This window comes from Pseudacidovorax sp. RU35E (assembly GCF_900156165.1).
In the GTDB taxonomy this organism is placed as follows: Bacteria; Pseudomonadota; Gammaproteobacteria; order Burkholderiales; family Burkholderiaceae_C; genus Xenophilus.
On sequence record NZ_FTMY01000008.1, the window covers coordinates 211903 to 237286 of the forward strand.

Sequence of the window (25384 nt, forward strand, 5' to 3'; positions counted from 1 at the left end):
ATTGACCGTCTTTGACGATTTTTGGCTTTCTCTATGCTTCGCGCCAGCCCCCACGTTGAGGGCGAGGAGTCCGTGCCCATGAGTTCGTCTGCTTCGTTGTCCGTCCACCCTGTCGACCAGAAACTGCCCAGTGGCAAGCTGGCCGCGCTGGGCCTGCAGCATGTGCTGGTGATGTACGCCGGCGCCGTCGCCGTGCCGCTGATCGTGGGCCGTGCGCTCAAGCTCAGCCCTCAGGAGGTGGCGCTGCTGATCTCGGCCGACCTGTTCTGCTGCGGCCTGGTCACGCTGATCCAGGCATTGGGCGCCACGCAGTGGTTCGGCATCCGCCTGCCGGTGATGATGGGCGTGACCTTCGCCTCGGTGGCGCCGATGGTAGCCATCGCCAACGGCAACCCGGGCCAGGCCGGGGCGCAGCTGCTCTTCGGCTCGATCATCGGGGCGGGCATCGTCTCGATCCTGATCGCGCCGCTGGTCAGCCGCATGCTGCGCTTCTTTCCGCCGGTGGTGACCGGCACCATCATCGCGGTCATCGGCATCACGCTGATGCGCGTGGGCATCAACTGGATCTTCGGCAACCCGGTGGGCCCGACGGCCCCGGCGGTGGTGGACCCGGCCTATGCCAAGTGGCTGGCCGATGTCACGTCGCCCGGCTCCTCGCTGCCACCCGCGCCCAAGGGCATCGCGCTGATGCCCACGGTGCCCAACCCCAAGTACGCGGACCTGTCCGGCGTGGGCATCTCGGCGCTGGTGCTGGTGTCCATCCTGCTCATCGTGAAGTTCGCCAAGGGCTTCGTGGCCAACATCTCGGTGCTGCTGGGCATCGTCATCGGTGCCATCGCGGCGGCGGCCATGGGCCTGATGACTTTCGACAAGGTGGCCAAGGCCGCCTGGGTGGACGTGGTGCTGCCCTTCCACTTCGGCATGCCCATCTTCGACCCGGTGCTGATCTTCACCATGACGCTGGTGATGATCGTGGTGATGATCGAGTCGACCGGTATGTTCCTCGCACTGGGCGAGATGACCGACCGCCAGGTGGGCCAGCAGGACCTGGCGCGCGGCCTGCGCACCGACGGCCTGGGCACGCTGATCGGCGGCATCTTCAACACCTTCCCCTACACCAGCTTCTCGCAGAACGTGGGCCTGGTGGCCGTGACGGGCGTGAAGAGCCGCTTCGTCTGCGTGGCCGGCGGCGTGATCCTGATCGTGCTGGGCCTGCTGCCCAAGATGGCGGCGCTGGTGGAGTCGCTTCCCACGGTGGTGCTGGGCGGCGCGGGCCTGGTGATGTTCGGCATGGTGCTGGCCACCGGCATCCGCATCCTGAGCGGCGTGGACTTCAAGACCAACCGCCACAACGCGATGATCGTGGCCGTCTCCATCGGCATCGGCATGATTCCGCTGCTGGCGCCCAACTTCAAGCAATGGATGCCGCACGGCATCCACCCGCTGATCGAGTCGGGCATCCTGCTGACCTCGATCACGGCGGTGGTGCTGAACCTGTTCCTGAACGGCGCGCGGCATGACGAAGCGGCGAGCATCGCGGCGGCGCGGCAGGCGGAGGCGCACTGAGCGGACGTCCTTCCCTGCGCTCCTGATGAAGAAAGCCGCCGGGTCGCCCCGGCGGCTTTCTTTTTTTGCGGGCAGATCGGCTGCGGCGCTCCTGCCGAAGCGCTGCGTGAACCGCCGCGTCAAAAGCTGTACGTCCCGCCCATCCCCACCGTCCACGTCCGCCCCGGCGCCGGCTCGAAATAGCGCGCATTGCCCTCGTTGACGATCACCGATCCCGCATAGCGCCGGTCGAACAGGTTGTCGATGCGGGCGAAGGCATTCAGGTCCCAGCGACCCAGCTTGAGCACGTAGCCCGCGTGGATGGCCGCCACCGCATAGCCCGGCGCCCGGGCGGTGTTCAGGTCGTTGGCCCAGACCTTGGCCACCGCGCGCAACTCGGCCCCGGCGCGCCAGCCCTGCGGCGGCATCCAGCCGTAGGCCGCATACAGCGACTGGCTGGCCACGCCGGGCAGGCGACGGCCAGCTGGCACGAGGTTGGCGGCGCTGCAGGGAGAGGGCGTGCAGAAGGCGTCCTGGTAGCGCGCGTCGAGCCAGGTGTAGGCCACCTGCGTGCGCCAGTGGTCCTCGGTCTCGTGCTGCCAGCCGACTTCCACGCCCTTGCGCTCGGTGCGGCCAGCGTTGCGGAAGGTGGAGCGGCCGCCGACGTTGGTGTCGGTGACGATCTCGTCCTGGGTCCGCGTCTGGAACAGCGCCGCCGTGAGCATGCCACCGGCCAGCCGGGCCTTGGCGCCCAGCTCGACGTTGTCGCTCACCGACGGACGCAGACCGAAGTTGAGGCCGCCCACCCCATCCGACCGGTACGAGAGCTCATTGAGCGTCGGTGTCTCGAAGCCGCGGCCAGCGGACACATACAGCGCCAGGTCGCGCATCGGCGTCCAGCGCAGCGAGGCCACGGGCAGCGTGCGGCTGTAGGTGGCAGTGCCGCTGTCGTCGCCATTGGCCGCCGTGATGTAGCGGTCCTGCGAATCGAAATGCACCCGGCTGCGACGCACGCCGAATTCGGCCGACCAGTCGGGCGCGAAGCGCCAGGTGGCCTGCGCGTAGGGATCGACGTTGAAGACCTCGTTGCGCTCGTTGCGGCGCAGTCGGCCCTGCACACCCAGCAGGGGCTGCGCGGGGCTGCCCAGGTAGTTCTCGTAGCCGCGGCGCCATTCGCGCAGGCTGTCGTAGCCCAGGCCGGCGACCAGCTCGAAGGGACGTCCAGCCAGGTCGAACTTGCCGCTCCAGCGCAGGTCCGCACCGGCGTAGTGGCGGTCCAGGTCGATGACGCCGCCCGCATGGCGCGGGTTCTGCTGCGCCGAGGGCGGGATCGCCTGGTACTGCGTGGTGCCGCGCTCGCCGCCGTAGAGCATGAACCGCAGCGACTGCTGCGCGCCCAGCGGCTGCTCGAACACGACGCCGGCCTGGCTCTGGGTCACGGTCTTGCGGGTGTCGTACTGCGTCGCCACGTCGGCGCTGCGCGGCGCGGTGGCGAACTGCTGCGCCGTGAGCCCCAGCGGATCCTGCGCATCGAGCGTGACGCGGTTGAACACCAGCGTGAGCTTGCCGCCCTGGTCGAGGTCGATGCCCACGCGGCCGTTGACCAGGTCGCGTTGCGCGGCCGAATGCGCGCGCCAGCCGTCGGTCGAATAGCGGCTCGCGCTCAGCCGCCAGTCGACGGCGCCCTGCTTGCCGCTGCCGACCAGGCCCGTGCGCCAGGTGCCGTTGCTGCCGCCGGCGACGCTGTACGACAGGCTGGCCGGCGCCTCACCCGGTGCCGTGAAGGCCTGCACCACGCCGCCGGAGGAATTGCCGTACAGGGCAGAGAAAGGCCCGCGCAGCACGTCGATGCGCTCCAGCGAGGCAATGTCGATGTTGGAGGTCTGGCCCTGCCCGTCGGGCAGCGTGGCGGGAATGCCGTCCACATACAGCCGCACGCCGCGCACGCCGAAGGTGGAGCGGGCGCCGAAGCCCCGGATGGACAGTTGCAGATCCTGCGCGAAGTTCTGCCGGTCGCGGATCTGCAGGCCGGGCACGGCGCCCAGGCCTTCGCTCAATTGCACGCCCAGGCGGTTGTCGCGCAGGGCCGCGCCCTCGACACGATCCACCGATCCCGGCACGGCAAAGACTGGCTGCGGCCCGCCGGGTGTGCTCACCGTCACCTCGGGCAGCTGTCCGGCCACCGACACCTGGGCGCCGGCCACACCTGTCTGGGCCGTCGCCACCACCATCCCCACCGTCTTCGCCATGCGCCATGTGTTCATGGGCGGGCATTCTGCGGGAGGCCGACGCCCGACCGCGTCGGTGCAGGCGCCTATTGCCGTGCCTCGACGACCTCGTGGCGCAATGGCACACACGAGGGTGGCGCGGCCGCAACCACCTCGTGCGCGGGCTGATCGAGACGACTCAGCGCCGCAGCCAGCCCCACCAGAGACAGGCGACCACCGGCGCACCCAGGGTCAGCCAGCCCAGCCAGTCGCCGAAGCCGCCATCGCTGAACAGCGAAGAGACCAGGCCGATGGCGGTCGAGATGCCGAAGACGAGCGGCCAGCCCCACATGCCGCCCCGGGGTCGACGATCGGGGCCGGGATTTATTCGGGCGCCATCAGCGACGCTCGCCCCACGATGCCCCGTGGCATCCGCCGGACGGGCACTCATTGCGATGACTCCAGGCGCGTGCGCGCCTTCACGGGCTGCGGCTGCAGGGGCGCGGGACGCTCAGTCCCGGCCGAGGCGGCGCCCGCCTTGCCTTGTGGCCGGTGCACATGCGCCGGATCGCCCTTGCGCAGCCACAGGTACAGCCCGCTGCCCAGCACGATGATGGTTGCGATGTCGAGCAGCGCCCACAGGATCTGCATCGGCATGCCGCCGTAGTCGCCGAAGTGCAGCGGCTGCGACACCAGCAGGGCCGTCACGTACCAGGGTAGCCTGGGCGCGGCCGTCACCTCGGCCGTGCGTGCATCCACCAGCACCGGCTGCAGCAGTCGCGAGGTGAGCGGTTCCTGCCCGCGCAGGAAGAAGGTGGTGTGGTGCGGGCTGGAGAACGCGGTGCCCGGAAAGGCGATGAACGACAGGCGCTTGTCCGGCGCCTGGGCCTTGGCGGCCTCCAGCGCCCGCTGCAGCGGCGCGCGCTCGGCCACCGGCACCAGCGGCTGCCCCTGGTAGGGCGCCAGCAGCGCGCTCAGCTGGTCGTGCTGCCAGTACTTGATCACCAGGTCGGCCCAGGTGTTGATCATGCCGGTGGCGCCCACCACGAAGGCCCAGGTGAGCGTGACGATCCCCAGCAGGTTGTGCAGGTCCAGCCATTTGGCGCGCGGCCGTCTGTCGCGCCGCACGGTACCGAATTCGAGCTTGCGCATGAAGGGCGCGTACAGCACCGTGCCGCTGACCAGCGCGACCAGCAGCAGCAGGCCCATCAGTCCCAGGAAGAGCTTGCCCGCGAGCCCCGCGAACAGGTCCACGTGGAGCTTGAACATGATCCACATGAAGCCCTGGTCGAAACGCGGCTGGGCCAGGATCTGGCCGGTGCGCGCATCCACCGCCACGGAACGGAAGTCGTCGGTGGGTGCGGGCGTGGGCGTGAGGGTGACGAACCAGATGTCCTCGCTCTCCTCGTCGTGCGAGGCGAACTGCACCACCCGGTCCGGATGCTGGGCGCGGGCCACGTCGAGCGCCCGGTCCAGGCTCACGCGCGGTGTGTCGGCGGGCATCTTGGGCGCCTCCACCTCGGTGCCGAGCAGATGGCCGATCTCGTGGTGGAAGATCAGCGGCAGACCCGTGAGGCACAGGAGGAGCATGAACGCCGTACAGACGAGGCTGCTCCACTTGTGCACCCAGGCCCAGGTCTTGATGGTCTTGCTGTCCATGCGCATGTCGTGCGGTTCCGGTGGGGTCGATCAGAAGCGGTAGGTGGCGCTGGCCACGATGTTGCGGCGGGCACCCCACCAGCAGTCGCCACGCGCCAGGCAGGTGCTGAAGTACACCTTGTCGGTCGCGTTGTTCACGTTGAGGGCGTAGCGCCACTGGTCGGTCTCGTAGGCGAAGACCAGGTCGAGCAGTGCCACCGACGGGATCTGCGGCCCGGCGCCTCCGCCGGAGGTGTCGCGGAAGCTGCCCATGTAGCGCACGCCTGCGCCGGCCGAGAAGCCGGGCTTGCCGGCGATGGCGAAGCGGTACTTGGCCCAGACGCTGGCCTGGTGGCGTGGCAGGCCCTCCAGCTGCGGATCGAGGTCGGTGTAGTTGTAGTGCGCGACGACATCCAGGTCGCGCGTCACCGAGCCCTTGGCCTCCAGCTCGACGCCGCGCGTGCGGGTGGCACCCAGCTGGTCGAAGACGCTCGGCAGGGTCTGGACGATCTGGTTCTTTTCCTTCAGGTCGTAGACGGCGGCGCTGAAGGCCAGTGCCCGGCCCGGCGGCTCGTAGCGCACACCGGCCTCCCATTGCTCGCCCCGCAGGGGCCTGAAGGTCTGGCCCAGGCGCGGCGACTGCGGCGTGAAGGATTCGGCATAGCTCAGGTACGGCGCCCAGCCGGAGTCGAAGCCGTAGAGCAGACCGAAGCGCCGGGTATTGGCCGAGTCGCGCCGTGCCTCGCTGCCGTCGGATTGGCTGCGGGTGCTGTCGTGACGCAGGCCCGCCACGAAGGTCCAGCGGCCGAGCTTCATCTGGTCCTGCACATAGACGCCGGACTGCCGCTGCTCGGTGCGCGGCAGCGGCGCCCGCAGGGGTGACTGCACATTGCCGTAAACCGGCGCATAGGCGTCGATGGTGCTGTAGCTCGTGCCCAGCCACACGCGCTCGTGCTGGCGGGAAAAGTCGGCACCCAGCAGCAGCGTGTGCTGCAGTGCGCCGGTGGAGAAGCGGCCTTCGACATGGTTGTCGAGGTTGGCGATCTGGTTGCGGGTGAGGCTGCTGTCGGTGTAGCGGCCCAGCCGACGCTGGCCGATCGGGTCCGCGCCCCAGCCGCCAGTGATGCTGAAGAAGTCGCCGTAGGTGTAGTGCGCGTCGTTCACGTTGCGCGCCACGCGGAAGTTCTGACGAACGGCCCACCGGTCGTTGAAGCGATGCTCGAACTGCCATCCAAAGGTGCGGCGCGCGCTGTCGTAGCCGTCGCCAGGCTCGCCGATGAAACGGTCGGTGGGCAGGCGGCCGTTGGGGTTGGGCAGGATCGTGCCCTGCCAAGGGAAGAACTGCGACGAACTGCCGGTCTTGTCCTGCTGCCACAGGCCCTGCAGCGTGAGCGAGGTCATGCCCGTGGGCCGCCAGGTGAGCGAGGGCGCGAGCAGTTTCCGGTCGTCCGGCACATGGTCGACCTGGGTGTCGGCCTTGCGGGCCACAGCGATCAGGCGGTAGGCCAGCGTGCCTTCGTCATTCAATGGGCCGGTGAGGTCGGCCTGCAGCTGGCGGCGGTTCCAGCTGCCCAGCTGCACGCCCACCTCGCGCTGTGTTTCGAACAGCGGCCGCTTGCTGACCATGTTGACCACGCCCGCCGCGGTGCCGGCGCCGAAGAGCATTCCGGAAGGCCCACGCAGCACTTCCAGCCGTTCGAGCGTGTAGGGATCGGTGCGGGTGGTGCTGGTGTAGTAGCCGTAGGCCTGCTTGAGGCCGTCGAGGTAGACATCCGGGTAGGCACCCCGCACGCGCACGGAATCGGTCCGCGAATCCAGCCCGTAGGCGTCCGAGCGCACGCCGGCGGCGTAACCCAGCGCGTCCTGCACGCTGGTCGCGCCCTGGTCGACGATCTGGTCACGGGTGACGATGGTCACCGACTGGGGCGTCTCGGCCAGCGGCGTATCCGTCTTGGTGGCCGTGGCGGTACGTGTGGCCCGGTAGCCGATCACTGGCGACGTCGCGGTTTCCGCGACGGGATCGGCACTCACCTGCACGGCGGGCAGCGTGCCACCGGCCGCCGCAGCACCGGCCTTCGCGTCAGCGACCGCCGGCTGTGCGCCAGCGGGAAGAACGCAGGCGCCCATCAGCAGGCTCAAAGCCAGGGGCAGCGGCAGCGACGTGGCGGAGGGGACGGGCGGTGCGGATGCAGACAACGACATGGGCAGCAAACGTCCAATGAAGAATGAAGTTGAGAACAATTCCTATTCTATGTTCATCATTCAGCTTGCAGTCATGTTTTGACACTCTCGTGCTGCCCTGCCTCCTCCTTCTCCGGCACGTGCCGCAAAAAAAAGGCGCCCGCAGGCGCCTGTCGTCCGAGCCGGCTCGGTGCCCGGCTTTTCCCTGCGTTTGTCTTATTCGGCGCCCTGGACGCTGCTGTGGCCGATGGCCCAGGTGGTGCCGCCCACGACAGTGCTGGGGGCAATGCCGGCAAAGAAGCGCTGATCGCCGCGCGAGCCGACCTTCACGTTCTGGTCGGGCGCATGGGCAGCTGCCACGGCTTCCGCCTGCACCGACGCGCGCAGGCGCGGCGAAGTCATCACCGGCGTGGTGTGCGCCAGCGCGCCTTCGGCGTAAAGATCAGGGCCGTGGGCGGCCGCAACGGCCTGGGCCTGGACTTCAGCGCGGCTGAGCGTCGAGTTGAACTGGAGCACGCCGTCGTATTCCTCGGCGTGGACGGCGCCCGCCGCGGCGAACAGGGCGAGCGCGGCAGCAGCGAAGGTCTTGGAAGTCTTGGTCATGATGGAGTCCTTTTCTTTAGCGAGGATGGGTCACCCGTGGAGAGCCTGCCGGTGCGACACGTCGTCGCCGGGCGGTGGCGGCGCTGGGGTTCATCGGCGCCGTGAAATGAATGATGCGGCCGGAAAGCCGCTTCACTGCCTGCATGTCCGCGGCCAAGGCGTTTCCATTTCGCAAACAATCAATGAGATTTATGACGGCGATTGTTCGCACCGACTTGTCAAGCGCCGCCCTGCCGGCCCTTGTCCTGATGCGCTGTAGTCCCGGACCCAGTTGAAACGCCGCCAAAAATCCTTATGATTAGCACTCGCTGGCGGTGAGTGCTAACAGCACCGGCGTCAAGTGGATGGCGGGGCCTCGTCGCCCTGTCGCACAACCCTCATTCCGTCCCTCTTCCAGGAGATTCCCAATGAAACTTCGTCCTCTGCACGATCGCGTGATCGTCAAGCGCGTTGAAAGCGAAACCAAGACCGCCTCGGGCATCGTGATCCCCGACAACGCCGCCGAGAAGCCGGACCAGGGTGAAGTCCTGGCCGTCGGCCCCGGCAAGCGCAACGACAAGGGCGACTTCGTCGTCCTGAACATCAAGGTCGGCGACCGCGTGCTGTTCGGCAAGTACTCCGGCCAGACCGTCAAGGTCGATGGCGAAGAGCTGCTGGTCATGAAGGAAGATGACCTGTTCGCGGTCGTCGAGAAGTAATCAATCCCCGGATCTAGGAGAAACACAAAATGGCAGCAAAAGACGTAGTCTTCGGCGGCGACGCCCGCGCACGCATGGTCGAAGGCGTGAACATCCTCGCCAACGCCGTCAAGGTGACCCTGGGCCCCAAGGGCCGCAACGTGGTGCTCGAGCGCTCCTTCGGCGCCCCCACCGTGACCAAGGACGGCGTGTCCGTGGCCAAGGAAATCGAGCTGAAGGACAAGCTGCAGAACATGGGCGCCCAGCTCGTGAAGGAAGTGGCCTCCAAGACCAGCGACAACGCCGGTGACGGCACCACCACCGCCACCGTGCTGGCCCAGGCCATCGTGCGCGAAGGCTCCAAGTACGTGGCCGCCGGCCTGAACCCGATGGACCTGAAGCGCGGCATCGACAAGGCGGTCGCCGCCCTGGTCGAAGCGCTGAAGAAGTCCAGCAAGGCCACCACGACCTCCAAGGAAATCGCCCAGGTCGGCTCCATCTCGGCCAACAGCGACACCGACGTCGGCCAGATCATCGCTGACGCGATGGACAAGGTCGGCAAGGAAGGCGTGATCACCGTCGAAGACGGCAAGAGCCTGGCCAACGAGCTGGACGTCGTCGAAGGCATGCAGTTCGACCGCGGCTACCTGTCGCCCTACTTCATCAACAACCCCGAGAAGCAGGCCGCGCTGCTGGACAACCCGTTTGTCCTGCTGTTCGACAAGAAGATCAGCAACATCCGTGACCTGCTGCCCACGCTGGAAGCCGTGGCCAAGGCCGGCCGTCCGCTGCTGATCATTGCCGAAGAAGTCGACGGCGAAGCGCTGGCGACGCTGGTGGTCAACACCATCCGCGGCATCCTGAAGGTCGTGGCCGTCAAGGCACCTGGCTTCGGCGACCGCCGCAAGGCCATGCTGGAAGACATCGCCATCCTGACCGGCGGCAAGGTCATCGCCGAAGAAGTGGGCCTGTCGCTCGAGAAGGTGACGCTGGCCGACCTGGGCCAGGCCAAGCGCATCGAAGTGGGCAAGGAAAACACCACCATCATCGATGGCGCCGGTGCCGCTGCCGACATCGAAGCCCGCGTCAAGCAGATCCGCATCCAGATCGAAGAAGCCACCAGCGACTACGACCGCGAGAAGCTGCAAGAGCGCGTGGCCAAGCTGGCCGGCGGCGTGGCCGTGATCAAGGTTGGCGCTGCCACCGAAGTCGAGATGAAGGAAAAGAAGGCCCGCGTTGAAGACGCCCTGCACGCCACGCGTGCCGCGGTGGAAGAAGGCGTGGTGGCCGGTGGTGGCGTGGCCCTGCTGCGCGCCAAGCAAGCCGTGGGCGACATCAAGGGCGACAACGCCGACCAGGACGCCGGCATCAAGCTGATCCTGAAGGCCATCGAAGCGCCCCTGCGCGAGATCGTCGCCAACGCCGGTGGCGAGCCGAGCGTGGTCGTGAACGCCGTGCTGCAAGGCAAGGGCAACTACGGCTTCAACGCCGCCAACGACACCTATGGCGACATGATCGAGATGGGCATCCTGGACCCGACCAAGGTGACCCGCACCGCCCTGCAGAACGCCGCCTCCGTGGCTGCCCTGCTGCTGACGACCGAGTGCATGGTCGCCGAAGCGCCGAAGGACGAGTCCGCAGCGCCCGCCATGCCTGGTGGCATGGGTGGCATGGGCGGCATGGACATGTAATTCAAATCGAGCGCGCTGCTGCGCGCTCGATTTGGTTCTGTTCAAGTCAGATCAAAAAGCCGGGCGAAGCCCGGCTTTTTTCATGGGTGCCCCGCCTGCGCGCTGCTTCGGCGGGGCGGGTGCGCGCTTAGCGCGGCACCCTCCGGATTGGCGGGCGTGCTGCGCCGCCCCGCCCTCGGCCTCAGCTTGCGTCCGGGGCCAAGAAAAAAGCCGTCGCATGCGACGGCTTTCTCGTTGATGGGCCGGGGCTGCACGGCGGCCCGGAAACCCGATCAGGCAGCGACGCTGGCCAGGTCCTCGTTGAAGGTCTTGCTGGGACGCATCACGGCATCGGTCTTGGCCGGGTCCGTCTTGTAGTAGCCGCCGATGTCGGCCGGCTTGCCCTGCACCTCGGCCAGTTCGGCGACGATCTTCTGCTCGTCGGCGGCCAGCTTCTGGGCCAGGGGCTTGAACTTGGCGCCCAGCTCGGCGTCCTCGGTCTGCTCGGCCAGGGCCTGGGCCCAGTACAGCGCGATGTAGAAGTGGCTGCCGCGGTTGTCCAGCTGGCCGGTTTTGGGGCTCGGGCCCTTGTTGTTGTCCAGCAGCTTGCCGGTGGCGGTGTCCAGCGCCTTGGCCAGCACCTTGGCCTTGGCATTGCTGTTCTTGATGCCCAGCTCTTCCAGGCTCACGGCCAGGGCCAGGAACTCGCCCAGCGAATCCCAGCGCAGGTGGTTCTCTTCCACCAGCTGCTGCACATGCTTCGGTGCCGAGCCGCCAGCGCCCGTCTCGTACATGCCGCCGCCGGCCATCAGCGGCACGATCGACAGCATCTTGGCCGAGGTGCCCAGCTCCATGATCGGGAACAGGTCGGTCAGGTAGTCGCGCAGGATGTTGCCGGTCGCGCTGATGGTGTCCAGGCCGCGGATCACGCGCTCCAGCGTGTAACGCATGGCGCGCACCTGGCTCATGATCTGGATGTCCAGGCCGGTGGTGTTGTGCTCATGCAGGTACATCTTGACCTTGGTGATCAGCTGCGCCTCGTGCGGGCGGTACTGGTCCAGCCAGAAGACCACGGGCATGCCGGAATTGCGAGCGCGGGTGACGGCCAGCTTGACCCAGTCGCGGATGGCGGCGTCCTTGACCTGGCACATGCGCCAGATGTCGCCCTGCTCCACGTCCTGGCTCATCAGCACTTCGCCCGTGTTGAGGTCGGTGATGTTGGCGACGCCGTCTTCAGGAATCTCGAAGGTCTTGTCGTGCGAGCCATATTCTTCGGCCTGCTGGGCCATCAGGCCGACGTTGGGCACCGTGCCCATGGTCTTGGGGTCGAAGGCGCCGTGCCACTTGCAGAAGTTGATGATCTCCTGATAGATGCGGGCGAAGGTCGACTCCGGCATCACGGCCTTGACGTCCTTCAGGCGACCGTTGGCGTCCCACATCTTGCCGCCGTTGCGGATCATCGCGGGCATGGACGCATCCACGATGATGTCGTTGGGCGAGTGGAAGTTGGTGATGCCCTTGGCCGAGTCCACCATGGCCAGCTCGGGCCGGTGCTCGTGGCAGGCATGCAGGTCGCGCTTGATCTCGTCCTGCTTGGCGGTGGGCAGCGTGGCGATCTTGTTGTACAGGTCGACCATGCCGTTGTTGACGTTCACGCCCAGCTCGTCGAAGAGCTTGCCGTGCTTCTCGAAGGCGTCCTTGTAGAAGATCTTCACGCAGTGGCCGAACACGATGGGGTGCGAGACCTTCATCATGGTGGCCTTGACGTGCAGCGAGAACATCACGCCGGTCTCGCGGGCGTCCTCGATCTCCTTCTCGTAGAAGGCCAGCAGGGCCTTCTTGCTCATGAACATCGAGTCGATCACCTCGCGGTCGAGCAGCGAGACCTTGGGCTTGAGCACGATGGTCTTGCCACTCTTGGTGATCAGCTCCATCTTGACGTCACGGGCGCGGTCCAGCGTCATCGACTTTTCGCCGTGGTAGAAGTCGCCAGCGTGCATGTGCGACACGTGCGAGCGCGAGGCCTGGCTCCAGGGCGCCATGCTGTGCGGGTTCTTGCGGGCGTATTCCTTGACGGCCTTGGGCGCGCGGCGGTCGGAGTTGCCTTCGCGCAGCACGGGGTTGACGGCCGAGCCGGTGCACTTGTTGTAGCGCGCGCGGATGTCCTTCTCTTCGTCGGTCTGCGGGTTCTCGGGGAAGTCGGGGATCTTGTAGCCCTTGTCCTGCAGTTCCTTGATGGCAGCCTTGAGCTGGGCCACCGACGCACTGATGTTGGGCAGCTTGATGATGTTGGCTTCGGGCTTGAGCGTGAGCTTGCCGAGCGCGGCGAGGTTGTCCGGCACGCGCTGCTCTTCGGTCAGGCACTCCGGGAACTGGCCGAGGATGCGGCCGGCCACCGAGATGTCGCTGGTCTGGACGTTGACGCCCGCGGCCTGCGCGAAGGTGCGGACGATGGGCAGGAACGAGGCGGTGGCGAGCGCGGGCGCTTCGTCGGTCAGGGTGTAGATGATGGTCGGAGACGTCGTGCTCATGGCGCTGGGAAGTCCTTGGGAGAAGATGGTCGGAATCGGGTCCGCCGGGCATTTTCGCTCCGATCGACGCGGCGTCGCCAGACGGACATCGGCCCGGACGCAAGGCCCGGGCCGACAGTGGGGAAAGCAGCGGGATCAGCCCTGTTTCAGCCGGCCCAGCAACTGGGCGGTGGAGGCATCCAGCCCCTGCCCGTCGCCGCTGGCGAGGCGCGGCTCCAGGTCCTTGGCCAATACCTTGCCCAGCTCCACGCCCCACTGGTCGAAGCTGTTGATGCCCCAGATGGCCCCGCTGACGAACACGCGGTGCTCGTACATCGCGATGAAGGCGCCCAGCGATTCGGGCGTGAGTTCATCCAGCACGAAGAAGCTGCTGGGCCGGTTGCCGGGGAAGTTGCGATGCCCACCCGCGTCGGCCTTGCCCACCATCAGTGCCTGTGCCTGCGCGAGGGCGTTGGCCAGCAGCTTGGCATGGTGGCCTTCGAGTGAATGCGCGGGCTGGCGCACGGCCACGAATTCGAGCGGCACCACGTCCGTGCCCTGGTGCAGCATCTGGAAGTAGGCGTGCTGGCCGTTGGTGCCCGGCTCGCCCCACAACACCGGCGAGCTGCCCACGGCGAGCGGCCGGCCGTCCAGGTCGACCTGCTTGCCGTTGCTTTCCATCTCCAGCTGCTGCAGGTAGGCCGGCACCCGGCGCAGCGCACTGTGGTAGGGCGCGATGCAGCGGCTGGTGTAGCCCAGGAAGTTGCGGTACCAGACGTCCAGCAGGCCCAGGCGCACCGGCAGGTTGTGGGCCAGCGGCGCGGTACGGAAATGCTCGTCCATGGCATGGGCGCCCGCCAGCAGGCGGCGAAAGCCCTCGGCCCCCACGGCCAGCGCAACGGGTAGGCCGATGGCCGACCACATCGAATAGCGGCCGCCCACCCAGTCCCAGAAGCCGAAGGTGGTGTCGATGCCGAAGGCGCGCGCCGCCTCGACGTTGGTGGTAAGGGCGGCGAAGTGGCCGGCGATGTCGGTGCCGCCAGACTGCTCGTACCAGCGCTTGGCCGACTGGGCGTTGGCCATGGTCTCGGCCGTGGTGAAGGTCTTGGAAGCGATCAGGAACAGCGTGTGCTCCGGCGCCAGTCCCTTGAGCACGCCGGCCAGCTCATGCCCGTCCACGTTGGAGACGAAGTGGAAATGCTTGCCCGGCGCCACCTGCTCGGCAAGCGCCAGCACGGCCATCTGCGGACCCAGGTCCGAGCCGCCAATGCCGATGTTGACCACGTCGGTGATGGTGTGGTCGGCCCGCACCTTCTCGGCGTAGGCCAGCATGGCGTCCAGCGTCTGGTGCACCGCCGGCAGCTCGGCCGCGGCGGCCGGGGCCAGACCCGAGGCACCGGCGGGCGTGCGCAGCAGCCAGTGCATGACGGCGCGGCCTTCGGTGCTGTTGATCGGCTCGCCGGCGAAGAGCGCGGCCCGCTTCGCTTCCAGGCCGCAGTCGGCAGCCAGCTGCAGCAGGGCCTGCTCCACTTCGGCGTCGATCAGGTTCTTGGACAGGTCGGCGAAGACGTACGGCGCCTCCTGGCTCAGGCCGGCGGCGCGGCCGGCATCTCCGGCGAAGGCCTTCCGCAGGTCGAAACCCTGCCGAGCGGCCTCCAACTGCTGCAGGCGGGCCCAGGCGGCGGTCTGTTCGCAGCGCACGGGCATCAGGCGGCTCCCATCAGCTTGTCGAGCTTAATGGCATCGGCGGCGAAGCCGCGGATGCCTTCGGCCAGCTTCTCGGTGGCCATGGCGTCCTCGTTGAGCGCGAAGCGGAATGCCGGCTCGTCGAGCGTGACCTTGGGGATGTCGGCGCGGTCACGTGCCGCGGCGGCATCCAGCGCCAGCGCCAGCGGTGCTTCGCTGGCGGCGAGTTCAGCCAGCAGCTCGGGGCTGATGGTCAGCAGGTCGCAGCCAGCCAGGGCACCGATCTGGCCCACGTTGCGGAAGCTCGCGCCCATCACCTCGGTGGCGATGCCGTGGCGCTTGTAGTAGTCGAAGATGCGGCGCACCGACTTCACGCCGGGATCGTTGACGCCGGAACTGGCCGCCTCCTCCCAGCTGCTGCCGGCGCTCTTCTTGTACCAGTCGTAGATGCGGCCCACGAAGGGCGAGATGAGCTTCACGCCCGCCGCGCCGCAGGCCACGGCCTGGGCGAAGGAGAACAGCAGCGTCAGGTTGGTGTGGATGCCCCGGGCTTCCAGTTCGCGCGCGGCCTCTATGCCTTCCCAGGTGGCGGCGATCTTGATCAGCAGGCGCTTTTCGATGTCGATGCCCTCGGCCTTGTACAGATCGACCAGTCGCAGCGCACGGGCCACGGTGGCCGTGGTGTCGAAGGACAGCCGCGCATCCACCTCGGTGGACACCCGGCCCGGCACCAGCGCCAGGATCTCGCAGCCAAAGCGCACCAGGAGCCGGTCGACGATCTCGTCCAGCGGCCGGCCGGCGTGGCGCGACAGGGCCTCGTTGAGCAGCGGGCGGTACTCGGGCTTCTGCACCGCCTTGAGGATCAGCGAGGGGTTGGTGGTCGCGTCCTGCGGCTTGAACTGGGCGAGCTGGCGGAAGTCACCGGTGTCGGCGACCACGGTGGTCCATTGGCGGAGGGCGTCGAGTTGGTTCATGCAAACGATTATGTCGCGCGCTTGTGGCACGTTCGAGGGCGCACGTCGCTTTTGGCTGGTGGCTGACAGGCGGCTGAAGCGCCCGGAATTAAGGTCCTAGATGTTCTGATCCATTCAGCGGAAGATCCCATGCGCCGAACCGACCCCGAGCTCAGCGAGACCCAGGCTCTCGACGACGACCACGCCAACAGCCACCGCATCGCATTGCTGGCCGCAGCCTTCTGCGTTGGTGGCATCGCTGCCATGGCGGGGATCCGGTGGGCGCGTCGCCAACGGGCACCTGCCGGGCCGGCCGACGGTGCGCCACTGATGCGCGCGCCGCTGCAGGTGGTGGCGCCGGTCGACCTGAAGCGCTATGCCGGCGTCTGGTACGAGCAGGCTCGTCTGCCCAACCGTTTCGAGAAGGCCTGCGGCGGCGCGGTATCGGCCGAATACACGCCGTTGCCGGACGGCACGGTCGAGGTGCGCAACCGATGCGTCCGACAGGACGGACAACTGGACGAGTCGGTGGGCATCGCCCACGCCGTGCGCGTCGCGGGCCTTCCTGGTGCTGGCCGTCTGGCGGTCAGTTTCGCCCCCGCCTGGCTGCGCTGGTTGCCTCTGGTGTGGGGCGACTACTGGATCCTCAAGCTCGACCGCGACTACCAGGTGGCGCTGGTGGGCACGCCCAAGCGCGACTACCTCTGGGTGCTTTCGCGCGTGCAGCATCTGGACGAGGCCAGCTTGGCCACCGAACTGGATTACGCGCGCACGTTGGGCTTCGACATCGACCAGGTCGTGCGCAGCGGCGCGCAGGACTCGCCCGCCTGAGAGGGCGCCCGCAGAGCGCTCAGAGACGGAGCGCCTGGGTCACCATCCGGGGCAGTCGCGCGGCAAGCGCGGCTGGTGAGGTGCAATGCAGCGCCTGCCAGCCGAGGGCCATCGCCGACTCCACGTTCGGAACCGAGTCGTCGATGAACAGCGTATCGCCCGGCACCAGGCCCTGCCGCCACGCCAGCAGTTCGTAGATCTCCGTATTCGGCTTGATGCGCTTGACGTCGCCTGAGAACACGCCCCCGTCGAAGCGCGCGAACAGGCCAGGGAGGCGCCGCTCGAGCGCACGCGCATAGGGCAAGGGCATGTTCGACAGGTAACAGAGCTTCAACGGGGCGCCTTCATCGCGCAACTCGGCCAGCCCCGCCAGCGTGTCCACCGTGACCGGAAGCGGCTGCAGGTACTCACCCAGGGGAACGATGAAATCGCGCACGGCTGCAGCGGGCAGTTGCAGCCGCTGCGCGGTGCGGGCTGCCACGTCCTCGGCCTCGCGCAGGCCGCCATCGAAATCCAGCCAGTCCTGGTGGTGGAAGAAAGCGCGACTCAGCGCATGGGCCGAGGCATCATCGACGGCGCGCTGCGGAAAGTGCTCCTTGAGCAGGTCGGCGGGTCGCCAGTCGATGAGCACGCCACCCAGATCGAAAACCACGTTCATGCGGCGATTGTCTCTGGCATGCGCCGTCCCGCGCCCACTACCCTACGCTTACAGTCGGGGCCCCGAATCCATCCACCGCGCGCGCGGCGCGCATGTTCTGCCCCATGAGTTTCGACCTCGTTCTTTTCGGCGGCACCGGCGATCTGGCCTGGCGCAAGCTGATGCCCGCTCTCTTCCAGGCCTTCCGCCACGGCAGCCTGCCGGCCGGTGGCCGCATCATCGGCGTGGCGCGCGACGACCTGTCGGATGCGCAATACCGCGAGCTGATCCGGTCCCGCTTCAAGGCCGTCGAAGGCGCCAAGCGGCCCAGCGAAGAGGAGTTCGAGAAGTTCGCCGACCTGCTGCACTACCTGCGCATGGACCTGTCCAAGCCAGCGGACTACGAGCGGCTTGCGCAGACGCTGCAGCAGCGCGATGCCGACACGGTGGTGATGTACCTGGCGACCGCGCCCTCGCTGTTCACGCAGACCGTCGAGCGCATTGCCGCCGCCGGCCTGGGTGGCCCCAAGACCCGCGTGGTGCTCGAGAAGCCGCTGGGCCACGACCTGGCCTCCAACCGCGCCATCAACGCTGCCGTGGGCCGCGTGCTGAAGGAAGAGCAGGTCTTCCGCATCGACCACTACCTGGGCAAGCCCTCGGTGCAGAACCTGTTCGCCATGCGCTTCGGAAACGCGCTGTTCGAGCCGCTATGGCGCCGCGAGTACATCGCCAGCATCGAGATCACCATCGCCGAGGACCTGGGCGTCGAAAAACGCGGCGCCTTCTACGACCAGACCGGCGCCCTGCGCGACATGGTGCAGAACCATGCGCTGCAGCTGCTGTGCGCCGTGGCGATGGAGCCGCCCATCAATGCCCATGCCGATGCGCTGCGCGACGAGAAGCTGAAGGTGCTGCGATCGCTGAAAGCCTGGACGCCCGAGTCCATCGGCCTGCATGCGGTGCGTGGCCAGTACACCGCGGGCACGGCCTACGGAGAACGGGTGCAGGGCTACCTGCAGGAGCCGGGCATCGACCCCGCGAGCCGCACCGAGACCTTCGTCGCCCTGCGCGCCGAGATCGCCAACTGGCGCTGGGCCGGCGTGCCCTTCTACATCCGCACCGGCAAGCGCCTGGCTTCGCGCGATGCGCGCATCGAGGTCAACTTCAAGCCCACGCCGCATGCCATCTTCCGCGCGCCGGCCGGGGCCAGTGCCAACAAGCTGGTGATCAACCTGCAACCCAAGGACGGGCTGGAGCTGCACCTGCTGGCGCAGGCCCAGAACAGCCGCAAGCGCAGCGGCGACGGCACCCAGCCGCTGGCCACCGTGCAGCTGGACCTCGACTTCGGCCAGCGCTTCGGCACCGAGCGCGTGGGCGCCTACGAGCGGCTGCTGCTGGACGTGATCGATGGCCGACTCAACCTCTTCGTGCGCAGCGATGAGCAGGAAGAGGCCTGGCGCTGGGTGGAACCGCTGATCGAAGCCTGGCAGAACGACAGCGGCCCCCGCCCCTACGCCGCCGGCACCTGGGGCCCGAGCGCGAGCAGCGCCATGATCGCGCGCGACGGGCTGGCCTGGAGCGAAGAGCAGTAGGCTCCCCTCGTTCGTACAAAGAAGAAGGCCCGGCCGCATCGAGCGCCGGGCCTTCTTCCTTCATCAAAGATCCAATGGCCGCGGAGCAGGCCATGCCAGGGCACCCGAGGAACTGGCTTTGCCAGGCCTCCGGGTGCGCCCCCCCTCCAAGCCGGAAGCGCCAGGGCGGGGGAGCCGCGAAGCGGCATGGGGAGTGCTTCCCTTTTTAGGGGGACTGGTAGCTCTTGGTGCTGTAGAGATCCGTCGGCAGCTTCTTGAGCGCTGGCAGGCCGGTGGTCGCGTCCTTGGTCTGCGACTGGATGTAGTCCATGAACACGTCGGCATCGAGCACGCCGATGTCCAGCCGGCCCGCAGCCAGCACGGCGGCCAGGGTCTTGTAGCCGTCGCCGCCGTTGGCGTTGAAGCTCAGCACGAAGAGCTTGTAGGTCTTGCCGGCATCCAGCGTGGCCCAGGCGCCGGTCTTCGCATCGCGCACCTCGATGTTGCTGGCGCGGGCGCCCTTGGCCAGACGTGCATCGACGTCGAAGCGCAGGCCGCCGGTGTAGGGATAAGGGCCGGTGGTGCCGCCCGTGCCATAGACGGCGTCAAGGCCGTCCTCCAGCATGGCCTTCACCTCGGCGCCGGTGATGTCCAGGCGGAACAGCATGTTGCCGAAGGGCAGCACCTGGATCACCTGCGCCGCCGTCACCTTGCCAGGCACCAGCGGAATGCGCACGCCGCCGCCGCTCTGCAGCGAGATGTCGGCACCGCCGTACTTCTTCTGCGCCACCTCCAGGTAGGCCTGGGCCACCAGCTGCTGGATGTCGCCGCCGCGCAGCGCCACGCTGCCCAGCGTGTTGCAGCCAGTGCTGGAGCGCGAGTAGTCCACGGTGCCGGCGCCGCCCGGCACGCGGCGCGAGCACAGCTCTTCGACGGCCACGGCGACGTCCGTCCTGTTGAAGACCTCGACGCGGTCGGCGAAGGGCTTGAGCACCGCGCTGGCGTTGGCATCGGGCGCCACGGTGTAAAGCAGCCCGTTGGTGGCCGCCACATCGGCCTGGATGGCCTTGAGCTGCGCATCGGTGGGCGCCTTGCCGCCCAGCGTGTAGTTGTCGCCCACCAGCACGTGCGGCGTGCCGCTGCAGGCCGTGACGTCGCCGTTGGCGTCGAAGCTGACCTTGAGCTCGCCCACCACCTGCGCGTATTCCCAGGCCTGCACCACGCAGACCCGCTTGCCGTCCTTGTTGGTGACTTGCGTCGGATAGGCGCCGGCCGGCGAGCCCACGCCCAGCGTCGAGAGAGCGGCCGGGCCGAGCAGCGTGTGCGAATCGCCACCCACCACCACGTCCACGCCCGACAGGGCCTTGGCCACCTGCAGGTCATATTCGTAGCCGATGTGGCTCATCAGCACGATCTTGTCGATGCCCTGGGCGCGCAGGCGGTCGATCTCGCGCTGGGCGGCAATGGTCTCGTCCTCGAAGGTGGTGTCGGCGTCGGGGCTGGAGGACGCCTTGGTCTTGCCCGCGATGGTCAGGCCGACGATGCCGATCTTCTGGCCAGCGCGCTCGACCACGGTGGAGCGCTGCACGGCGCCCGGTGCGCGCGCCGGGTTGAGTGCGGAGCCGGCGCCGAAGACGACATTGGCGCTCAGCGCGGGCGTCTTGCAGTTGCCCTGGCGCAGCAGGTCCAGGAAGTTCCTGAGGCCGGTGTCGCCCTTGTCGAACTCGTGGTTGCCGAGCGTGAAGGCGTCGAAGCAGACGGTGTTCATCAGCGCCGCGTCGGCCTCGCCGTCGGCGCCGGCGCGGTTGAAGAACAGCGTGCCGGTGAGCGCATCGCCCGCATGCAGCTTGAGCACGTTGGCCTTGCCGGCAGCCAGTTGGTCGATGGCGGCCGTCACCCGCGGAAAACCGGCGGCCTCCACGCTCACCGTGCTGCGCGTGGTGTCGCCCGCCTGCAGTTGCAGGGTGCGCGTCTTGGCGGCCAGGTGGGAATGGCTGTCGTTGATGTGCAGCAGCGTCAGCTCCAGCGGCGCTGGCGCGGGGCTGGCTGCCGGTGCAGGCGCGAGCGATGGCGCAAGTGCCGGTGCAGCCGACGCCGGCGTGGCGCTGCCCACCTGCAGGGTGGACGAGCCGCCGCCGCAGGCCGACAGGCCCAGGCAGAGGGCGGCCGCGAGTGTGCCGATCACGTGTCGATCCATGGCGCTTCCCAATGCTTCGTTGTACGGAACCGCGCATGCTGGCCGGCCCGGATGACGAAGCGATGAAGAAGCGGAAGGAAGGACGCCGTTTAGCCGGCGCGAGCTTGTACGACGGAGACGCCCTGCATCCCCAGCGACAGCACGGTGGTGTCCCCGGGGCGCAGCGGCTGCAACGCGTCATTCGAGACGACGAACAGTTCGCCGAGCTCGGTCTTGAAGCCGTAGTCGTAGCCATGACCCAGGTAGGCCGCCTTGGTGCAGGTGGCGGGCAGCCCGTCGGCCGCGCCGATGCGCCATGCCTCGGGCCGCACGGCGACCTTGACCGGGCCGGGCGCCAGCGGACGCGGCGGCACCAGGGCGAGCGGGCCCAGGCGAACCCGGCCATCGGCCTCGACCTCGGCGGCAAAGACCATGGCCTCGCCCATGAAGCCGGCCACGAATTCGCTCTCGGGCTGGTTGTAGAGCGCCTGCGGCGTGCCGCGCTGGGCGATCACGCCATGGTCCATCACGATGATCTGGTCGCTCACCGCCAGCGCCTCGCCCTGGTCGTGGGTCACATAGGCCACCGTGAGCTGCAGCCGCTGCTGGATGGCACGGATCTCCTCGCGCATCTCGCGGCGCAGGCGCGCATCCAGGTTGGACAGCGGCTCGTCGAAGAGCAGCACCGCCGGCTCCAGCACCAGCGCGCGCGCCAGGGCCACACGCTGCTGCTGGCCGCCGGACAACTCGCTGGGCAGGCGTTCGTCGAAGCCCACCAGCCCGACGCCGCGCAGCGCCTCGCGGGCGCGCGCGGCCGCCTCGGCCTTGGCGACGCGGCTCATGCGCAGGCCGTAGGCCACGTTCTCGATGACGTTCATGTGCGGAAAGAGCGCGTAGCTCTGGAACATCATCGACACGTTGCGCTCGGCCGGGCCGAGCGTGGTGACATCGCGACCACCCATGAGGATCTGGCCCGAGGTGGGCGACTCCAGGCCCGCGATCATGCGCAGCGTGGTGGTCTTGCCGCAGCCCGAGGGGCCGAGGATGGTGGTCAACGTGCCCTTGGGCACCTCGAAGCTGATGCCCTTGACCGCCAGCGGCGCGCCGGCGTCGCTGCCGTAGCGCTTGGTGACGTTGCGAAATTCGATGCCGTCGCTCATCTGTGCGTCTTCCGTGTTTCTCTTGCGCGCTTCATGCGGCGACAGGTTTGGCCACCTTGCGGCGCCCCAGGCGGCGCTCGCCGACCAGCAGCTGGATCAGCGCAATGGCCAGCGACATCAGCACGATCAGCACCGTGCAGTACGCCAGCGCCACGCCGTAGTCGCCGTTGCCCACGCGGCCGATGATGTAGGTGGTGGCCAGTTCGTTCTCGGCCGTGACCAGGAAGATCACCGCGCTCACCGTGGTCATGGCCCGCACGAAGCTGTAGACGAGCGCGGCCACCAGCGCCGGCTTGAGCAGCGGCAGCACCACGCGCATGAGCGTCTGCGCGGTGGAGGCGCGCAGCATGAGCGAGGCCTCGTCCAGCGAACGGTCGAGCTGCTTGAAGGCCGCCGTGCCCGCCCGCACGCCCACGGGCAGGTTGCGGAACATGAAGCACAGCACGATCACCAGGCCCGTGCCCGTCAGCTCCAGCGGCGGCACGTTGAAGGCCAGGATGTAGCTCACGCCCAGCACCGTGCCCGGAATCGCAAAGGCCAGCAACGCGGCGAACTCGAAGGCGCCCTGCCCCTTGAATTCGTTGCGCGCCAGCAGCCAGGCGATCAGCAGGCCCAGCCCCGCGGTGAGCGGCGCCGACAGGCCCGCCAGCTTGAGCGTGGTCCACAGCGAGTTCCAGGCGGTGCCGGCCCACACCAGACCGAACTGGCCCCACTCCAGCAAGAAGGCCGCGCGGAAGTGTTGCAGGGTGAGCGTGTAGTCGCGCCCCCAGGTCTGCACGAAGCCACCCGCGAAAGCGAACAGGTACACCACGACGGTGAAGCCGATCCATGGCAGCGCCACGCACTGCACGGTGCGCAGCACGCCCGTGGGCAGCGGCATGGGCACGCCAGCGTCGCCCTTGCCGCTGACGGTGGTGAAGTTCTGCCGGCCCAGCAGGCCGCGCTGCACTGCGAACACCAACAGGGCAAAGATGGTCAGCACCCACGCCAGCGACGCGGCACGACCCTGGTCGTACTGCGCGCCCACGATGGCGAAGAAGATGTCGGTGGACAGCACCGAATACTGCCCACCGACCACCACCGGGTTGCCGAAGTCCGCGATGCTCTCGATGAAGCCCACCAGGAAGGCATTGGCCAGCCCCGGCTTGAGCAGCGGCAGCGTCACGGTGCGGAAGGTGTGCCAGCGGTCGGCCCGCAGCATCAGCGCCGCCTCTTCCAGGCTGGGCGCGATGCCCTGCACCACGCCGCGCATGATCATGAAGGCGATGGGCGTGAAGGCGAAGAGCTGCGCCGTCAGGATGCCCGGCAGGCCGTAGAACCAGCGCGTGGCCGGAATGCCGAACCAGGCTTCGAGCGCCTGGTTGACCACGCCCGCGCGGCCGAAGAGCAGGATCAGCCCGAGCCCGACGACGAAGGGCGGCGTGATGATGGGCAGCAGGGCCACCACCTTCAGCGGCGCCTGCAACCGGCGCGCGCCACGCTCGGCCATCAGCGCGATCAGCGTGCCGAGGAAGGTGGTGCCGGCCGCCGTGAGCAGGGCCAGCAGCAGCGTGTTCCAGGCCACGCCGCAGCTCGTGCCGCCGCCGACGCAGCCCAGGCCCCAGATGCGCTCGGTGAACACCCGCGTGCCGAAGGCGGCGAGTGAAGCATGGCCGTCCTCGTCGAAGAAGGCCGCCGACAGCGCCTTGCCCACTGGCCAGCCGATGAACATGAGCAGCACCAGCCCACAGCCGACCACGGCCGCGGACACGAACAGGTCGCCGCGGAAGAAACCCAGACGCGCCAGGCCGAAGGCGGCCAGCACGACGAGCATCGCGAAGACGACGAAGCCGCCGATGCCGATGCCGAACTGGTTGACCTGCAACTCGCCGAGCAGGGTGTTGAGTGCGGCGAAGCTCCAGCCGCGCGCGCCGATGGCAAGGCCGGACACGGCGAGCGCCAACGCGCCAAGACCGCCGCCCACCAGCCACCAGCGGCCCTGCGCGCGACCGGGCGCCAGGCTCGTGCCGACCATGCAGAGCGCCAGTCCTGCCAGGCCAGCGAAGAGCCACGGCCGGCCCTGCATGGCCGCCTGCATCAGGCCGTTGGCCGCATCGCCTTCACGCCAGATGCCGGGCAGCGCCTGCCACCAGCTGGTGTCCTGGATCGCATACCAGGGCAGAAGCGCATAGGCGACGAGCCCGATCGCGATGCACGACCAGGCCGCCGCGTTCGAACGGAGCGCGCGCACTCAGCGGGGCAGCGAGTTGACTTCTTTTTCCCAGCGGGCGATCAGGCGTCGCCGCTCGGCGCTGGCGCCGTAGGTCTTGTAGTCGTAGTTGATCAGCTTGATCTTCTTGAAGTCGGGCACGTTCGGGTCGACCACCGTGGCCTTGTTCGACGGCAACTGGTACTGCTTGGCCGCCGCGCCAAAGGCCTGCGCCTGGGGCGTCAGCGCCCATTCGTAGAACTTCTTGGCCTGCTCCAGGTTGCGGGCGCCCTTCACGATGCTCATGGAGCCGATCTCGGCGCCGGTGCCTTCGGAAGGCGTCACCGTCTCGACCGGGAAGCCCTGCATCTTCTCTTGCGGCGCGTCGTGCACGAAGCTGATCGACACCGCCGTCTCGCCGCGCGCCACCGCCTTGATGGGGCCGGTGCCCGAGCGGGTGTAGGTCGACACGTTCTTGTGCAGGCCCTTGAGGTACTCGAAGGCCTTGTCCTCGCCCATGAGCTGCACCAGCGTGGCGATCATGGTGTAGGCCGTGCCGCTCGACGCCGGGTTGGCCACCTGGATGTCGCCCTTGTACTCGGGCTTGAGCAGGTCGGCCCAGCTGCGCGGCACTGGCAGCTTCTTCTTGGCCAGCAGCTCGGTGTTGTAGCCGAAGCCCAGCGGGCCCGAATAGATGCCCACCGTGCGGTAGCCCGACTGCTGTGCCTGCTGCTGCGCCCAGGGATACAGCTGCGTGAGCGTGGGCGACTTGTATTCCAGCGTGAGGTTCTGCTCGGCGGCCTGCAGGTGCGGATCGCCCGTGCCGCCGAACCAGACGTCGGTCTTGGGGTTGTCGCGCTCGGCGATCAACTGGGCCAGCGCCTCGCCTGAGCCCTTGAGCGCCAGGTTGATCTTCACGCCCGTGGTGCGCGCATAGACGGTGGCGATCATGTTGCACCAGTCGGCCTGAACGGAGCAGATGACATTGACCTGCTGGGCACTGGCGGCCGACGCGGCCGTGGCGAGGGCCGCCGCCAGGACGGCGCGGCGAAGGATCTGTTGTTGTCGGGGCATCTTGATTCCGGAAAGAGAGGGGCCCGGCGTCGCCGGACCGGTCGCCGACCATACGCCCCCGACCTGCCGCCGTCATC

General features: G+C 68.0%; 18 protein-coding genes. 5 read left to right on the top strand and 13 right to left on the bottom strand.

Translation table 11 applies throughout. The features are described from left to right. The first annotated feature begins 78 nt into the window (after positions 1–78). The gene (locus tag BXA03_RS16230) at positions 79–1566 is read left to right on the top strand and encodes a nucleobase:cation symporter-2 family protein (RefSeq protein ID WP_076509681.1); all 1488 of its coding nucleotides are present in this window, start codon (positions 79–81) and stop codon (positions 1564–1566) included. Positions 1567–1685: 119 nt separating this feature from the next. Here the strand turns inward: BXA03_RS16230 and BXA03_RS16235 are convergent, their stop codons facing one another. From BXA03_RS16235 to BXA03_RS16250, 5 genes are all read right to left on the bottom strand, one after another. Continuing rightward, positions 1686–3776 (bottom strand): TonB-dependent receptor family protein, encoded by a 2091-nt coding sequence (locus BXA03_RS16235; protein WP_369822435.1) that lies wholly within the window; start codon positions 3774–3776, stop codon positions 1686–1688. A gap of 175 nt (positions 3777–3951) precedes the next feature. Next, positions 3952–4104, bottom strand: a complete 153-nt coding sequence (locus tag BXA03_RS27030) for a hypothetical protein (protein WP_200803388.1) — start codon at positions 4102–4104, stop codon at positions 3952–3954. 95 nt (positions 4105–4199) lie between these two features. Continuing rightward, positions 4200–5411 carry a PepSY-associated TM helix domain-containing protein gene (locus tag BXA03_RS16240; protein ID WP_076509868.1) on the bottom strand — a complete coding sequence of 404 codons (1212 nt, stop codon included), beginning with the start codon at positions 5409–5411 and terminating at the stop codon, positions 4200–4202. Positions 5412–5441: 30 nt separating this feature from the next. After that, entirely contained in the window at positions 5442–7517 is a 2076-nt protein-coding gene (locus BXA03_RS16245) for a TonB-dependent siderophore receptor (RefSeq protein WP_076509870.1), read from the bottom strand. A gap of 270 nt (positions 7518–7787) precedes the next feature. Further along, entirely contained in the window at positions 7788–8174 is a 387-nt protein-coding gene (locus BXA03_RS16250) for a DUF4148 domain-containing protein (RefSeq protein ID WP_076509683.1), read from the bottom strand. 407 nt (positions 8175–8581) lie between these two features. Here BXA03_RS16250 and groES point away from each other — a divergent pair, with 407 nt between their 5' ends. Next, positions 8582–8872, top strand: coding sequence for a co-chaperone GroES (gene groES / locus BXA03_RS16255; protein WP_017757321.1), 291 nt, complete (start codon positions 8582–8584; stop codon positions 8870–8872). Between the two features lie 29 nt (positions 8873–8901). After that, positions 8902–10542 carry a chaperonin GroEL gene (groL, locus tag BXA03_RS16260; RefSeq protein ID WP_043113290.1) on the top strand — a complete coding sequence of 547 codons (1641 nt, stop codon included), beginning with the start codon at positions 8902–8904 and terminating at the stop codon, positions 10540–10542. A 272-nt stretch (positions 10543–10814) separates the two neighbouring features. Here the strand turns inward: groL and BXA03_RS16265 are convergent, their stop codons facing one another. From BXA03_RS16265 to tal, 3 genes are all read right to left on the bottom strand, one after another. Then, the gene (locus BXA03_RS16265; protein WP_076509685.1) at positions 10815–13052 is read right to left on the bottom strand and encodes an NADP-dependent isocitrate dehydrogenase; all 2238 of its coding nucleotides are present in this window, start codon (positions 13050–13052) and stop codon (positions 10815–10817) included. 135 nt (positions 13053–13187) lie between these two features. Then, positions 13188–14738, bottom strand: coding sequence for a glucose-6-phosphate isomerase (gene pgi / locus BXA03_RS16270; protein ID WP_076509687.1), 1551 nt, complete (start codon positions 14736–14738; stop codon positions 13188–13190). Beyond that, complete coding sequence (gene tal / locus BXA03_RS16275) at positions 14738–15691, bottom strand: transaldolase (protein ID WP_076509689.1); 954 nt, start codon at positions 15689–15691, stop codon at positions 14738–14740. The genes pgi and tal overlap by 1 nt, the downstream gene beginning before the upstream one ends. Before the next feature lie 129 nt (positions 15692–15820). Here tal and BXA03_RS16280 point away from each other — a divergent pair, with 129 nt between their 5' ends. Then, on the top strand, positions 15821–16501 hold the full coding sequence (locus tag BXA03_RS16280) for a lipocalin family protein (protein WP_076509691.1): 681 nt from the start codon (positions 15821–15823) through the stop codon (positions 16499–16501). Between the two features lie 19 nt (positions 16502–16520). On the opposite strand, the gene BXA03_RS16285 is transcribed toward BXA03_RS16280, so the two are convergent. Next, positions 16521–17159: an HAD family hydrolase gene (locus BXA03_RS16285; protein WP_076509693.1), complete on the bottom strand. Its 639-nt coding sequence runs from the start codon at positions 17157–17159 to the stop codon at positions 16521–16523. 104 nt (positions 17160–17263) lie between these two features. Between BXA03_RS16285 and zwf the strand changes: the two genes are divergently transcribed. Next, complete coding sequence (gene zwf, locus BXA03_RS16290) at positions 17264–18730, top strand: glucose-6-phosphate dehydrogenase (protein ID WP_076509872.1); 1467 nt, start codon at positions 17264–17266, stop codon at positions 18728–18730. Between the two features lie 205 nt (positions 18731–18935). Here the strand turns inward: zwf and BXA03_RS16295 are convergent, their stop codons facing one another. The 4 genes from BXA03_RS16295 to BXA03_RS16310 all read right to left on the bottom strand — a co-directional run bounded on the left by BXA03_RS16295 (position 18936) and on the right by BXA03_RS16310 (position 25307). Then, on the bottom strand, positions 18936–20906 hold the full coding sequence (locus tag BXA03_RS16295; protein WP_143476335.1) for a bifunctional metallophosphatase/5'-nucleotidase: 1971 nt from the start codon (positions 20904–20906) through the stop codon (positions 18936–18938). An 89-nt stretch (positions 20907–20995) separates the two neighbouring features. Then, on the bottom strand, positions 20996–22045 hold the full coding sequence (locus BXA03_RS16300) for an ABC transporter ATP-binding protein (RefSeq protein ID WP_076509695.1): 1050 nt from the start codon (positions 22043–22045) through the stop codon (positions 20996–20998). A 31-nt stretch (positions 22046–22076) separates the two neighbouring features. Continuing rightward, positions 22077–24275 carry an ABC transporter permease gene (locus BXA03_RS16305; protein WP_076509697.1) on the bottom strand — a complete coding sequence of 733 codons (2199 nt, stop codon included), beginning with the start codon at positions 24273–24275 and terminating at the stop codon, positions 22077–22079. Next, positions 24276–25307: an ABC transporter substrate-binding protein gene (locus BXA03_RS16310; RefSeq protein ID WP_076509699.1), complete on the bottom strand. Its 1032-nt coding sequence runs from the start codon at positions 25305–25307 to the stop codon at positions 24276–24278. It abuts the gene before it with no gap. Positions 25308–25384: the final 77 nt, after the last annotated feature.

Excerpts from the sequence above, each read along its gene's own strand:
- BXA03_RS16230 (WP_076509681.1), top strand. The coding sequence starts at position 79 with ATGAGTTCGTCTGCTTCGTTGTCCGTCCACCCTGTCGACCAGAAACTG.
- BXA03_RS16235 (WP_369822435.1), bottom strand. The coding sequence starts at position 3,776 with ATGGTGGTGGCGACGGCCCAGACAGGTGTGGCCGGCGCCCAGGTGTCG.
- BXA03_RS27030 (WP_200803388.1), bottom strand. The coding sequence starts at position 4,104 with ATGTGGGGCTGGCCGCTCGTCTTCGGCATCTCGACCGCCATCGGCCTG.
- BXA03_RS16240 (WP_076509868.1), bottom strand. The coding sequence starts at position 5,411 with ATGGACAGCAAGACCATCAAGACCTGGGCCTGGGTGCACAAGTGGAGC.
- BXA03_RS16245 (WP_076509870.1), bottom strand. The coding sequence starts at position 7,517 with ATGGGCGCCTGCGTTCTTCCCGCTGGCGCACAGCCGGCGGTCGCTGAC.
- BXA03_RS16250 (WP_076509683.1), bottom strand. The coding sequence starts at position 8,174 with ATGACCAAGACTTCCAAGACCTTCGCTGCTGCCGCGCTCGCCCTGTTC.
- groES (WP_017757321.1), top strand. The coding sequence starts at position 8,582 with ATGAAACTTCGTCCTCTGCACGATCGCGTGATCGTCAAGCGCGTTGAA.
- groL (WP_043113290.1), top strand. The coding sequence starts at position 8,902 with ATGGCAGCAAAAGACGTAGTCTTCGGCGGCGACGCCCGCGCACGCATG.
- BXA03_RS16265 (WP_076509685.1), bottom strand. The coding sequence starts at position 13,052 with ATGAGCACGACGTCTCCGACCATCATCTACACCCTGACCGACGAAGCG.
- pgi (WP_076509687.1), bottom strand. The coding sequence starts at position 14,738 with ATGCCCGTGCGCTGCGAACAGACCGCCGCCTGGGCCCGCCTGCAGCAG.
- tal (WP_076509689.1), bottom strand. The coding sequence starts at position 15,691 with ATGAACCAACTCGACGCCCTCCGCCAATGGACCACCGTGGTCGCCGAC.
- BXA03_RS16280 (WP_076509691.1), top strand. The coding sequence starts at position 15,821 with ATGCGCCGAACCGACCCCGAGCTCAGCGAGACCCAGGCTCTCGACGAC.
- BXA03_RS16285 (WP_076509693.1), bottom strand. The coding sequence starts at position 17,159 with ATGAACGTGGTTTTCGATCTGGGTGGCGTGCTCATCGACTGGCGACCC.
- zwf (WP_076509872.1), top strand. The coding sequence starts at position 17,264 with ATGAGTTTCGACCTCGTTCTTTTCGGCGGCACCGGCGATCTGGCCTGG.
- BXA03_RS16295 (WP_143476335.1), bottom strand. The coding sequence starts at position 20,906 with ATGGATCGACACGTGATCGGCACACTCGCGGCCGCCCTCTGCCTGGGC.
- BXA03_RS16300 (WP_076509695.1), bottom strand. The coding sequence starts at position 22,045 with ATGAGCGACGGCATCGAATTTCGCAACGTCACCAAGCGCTACGGCAGC.
- BXA03_RS16310 (WP_076509699.1), bottom strand. The coding sequence starts at position 25,307 with ATGCCCCGACAACAACAGATCCTTCGCCGCGCCGTCCTGGCGGCGGCC.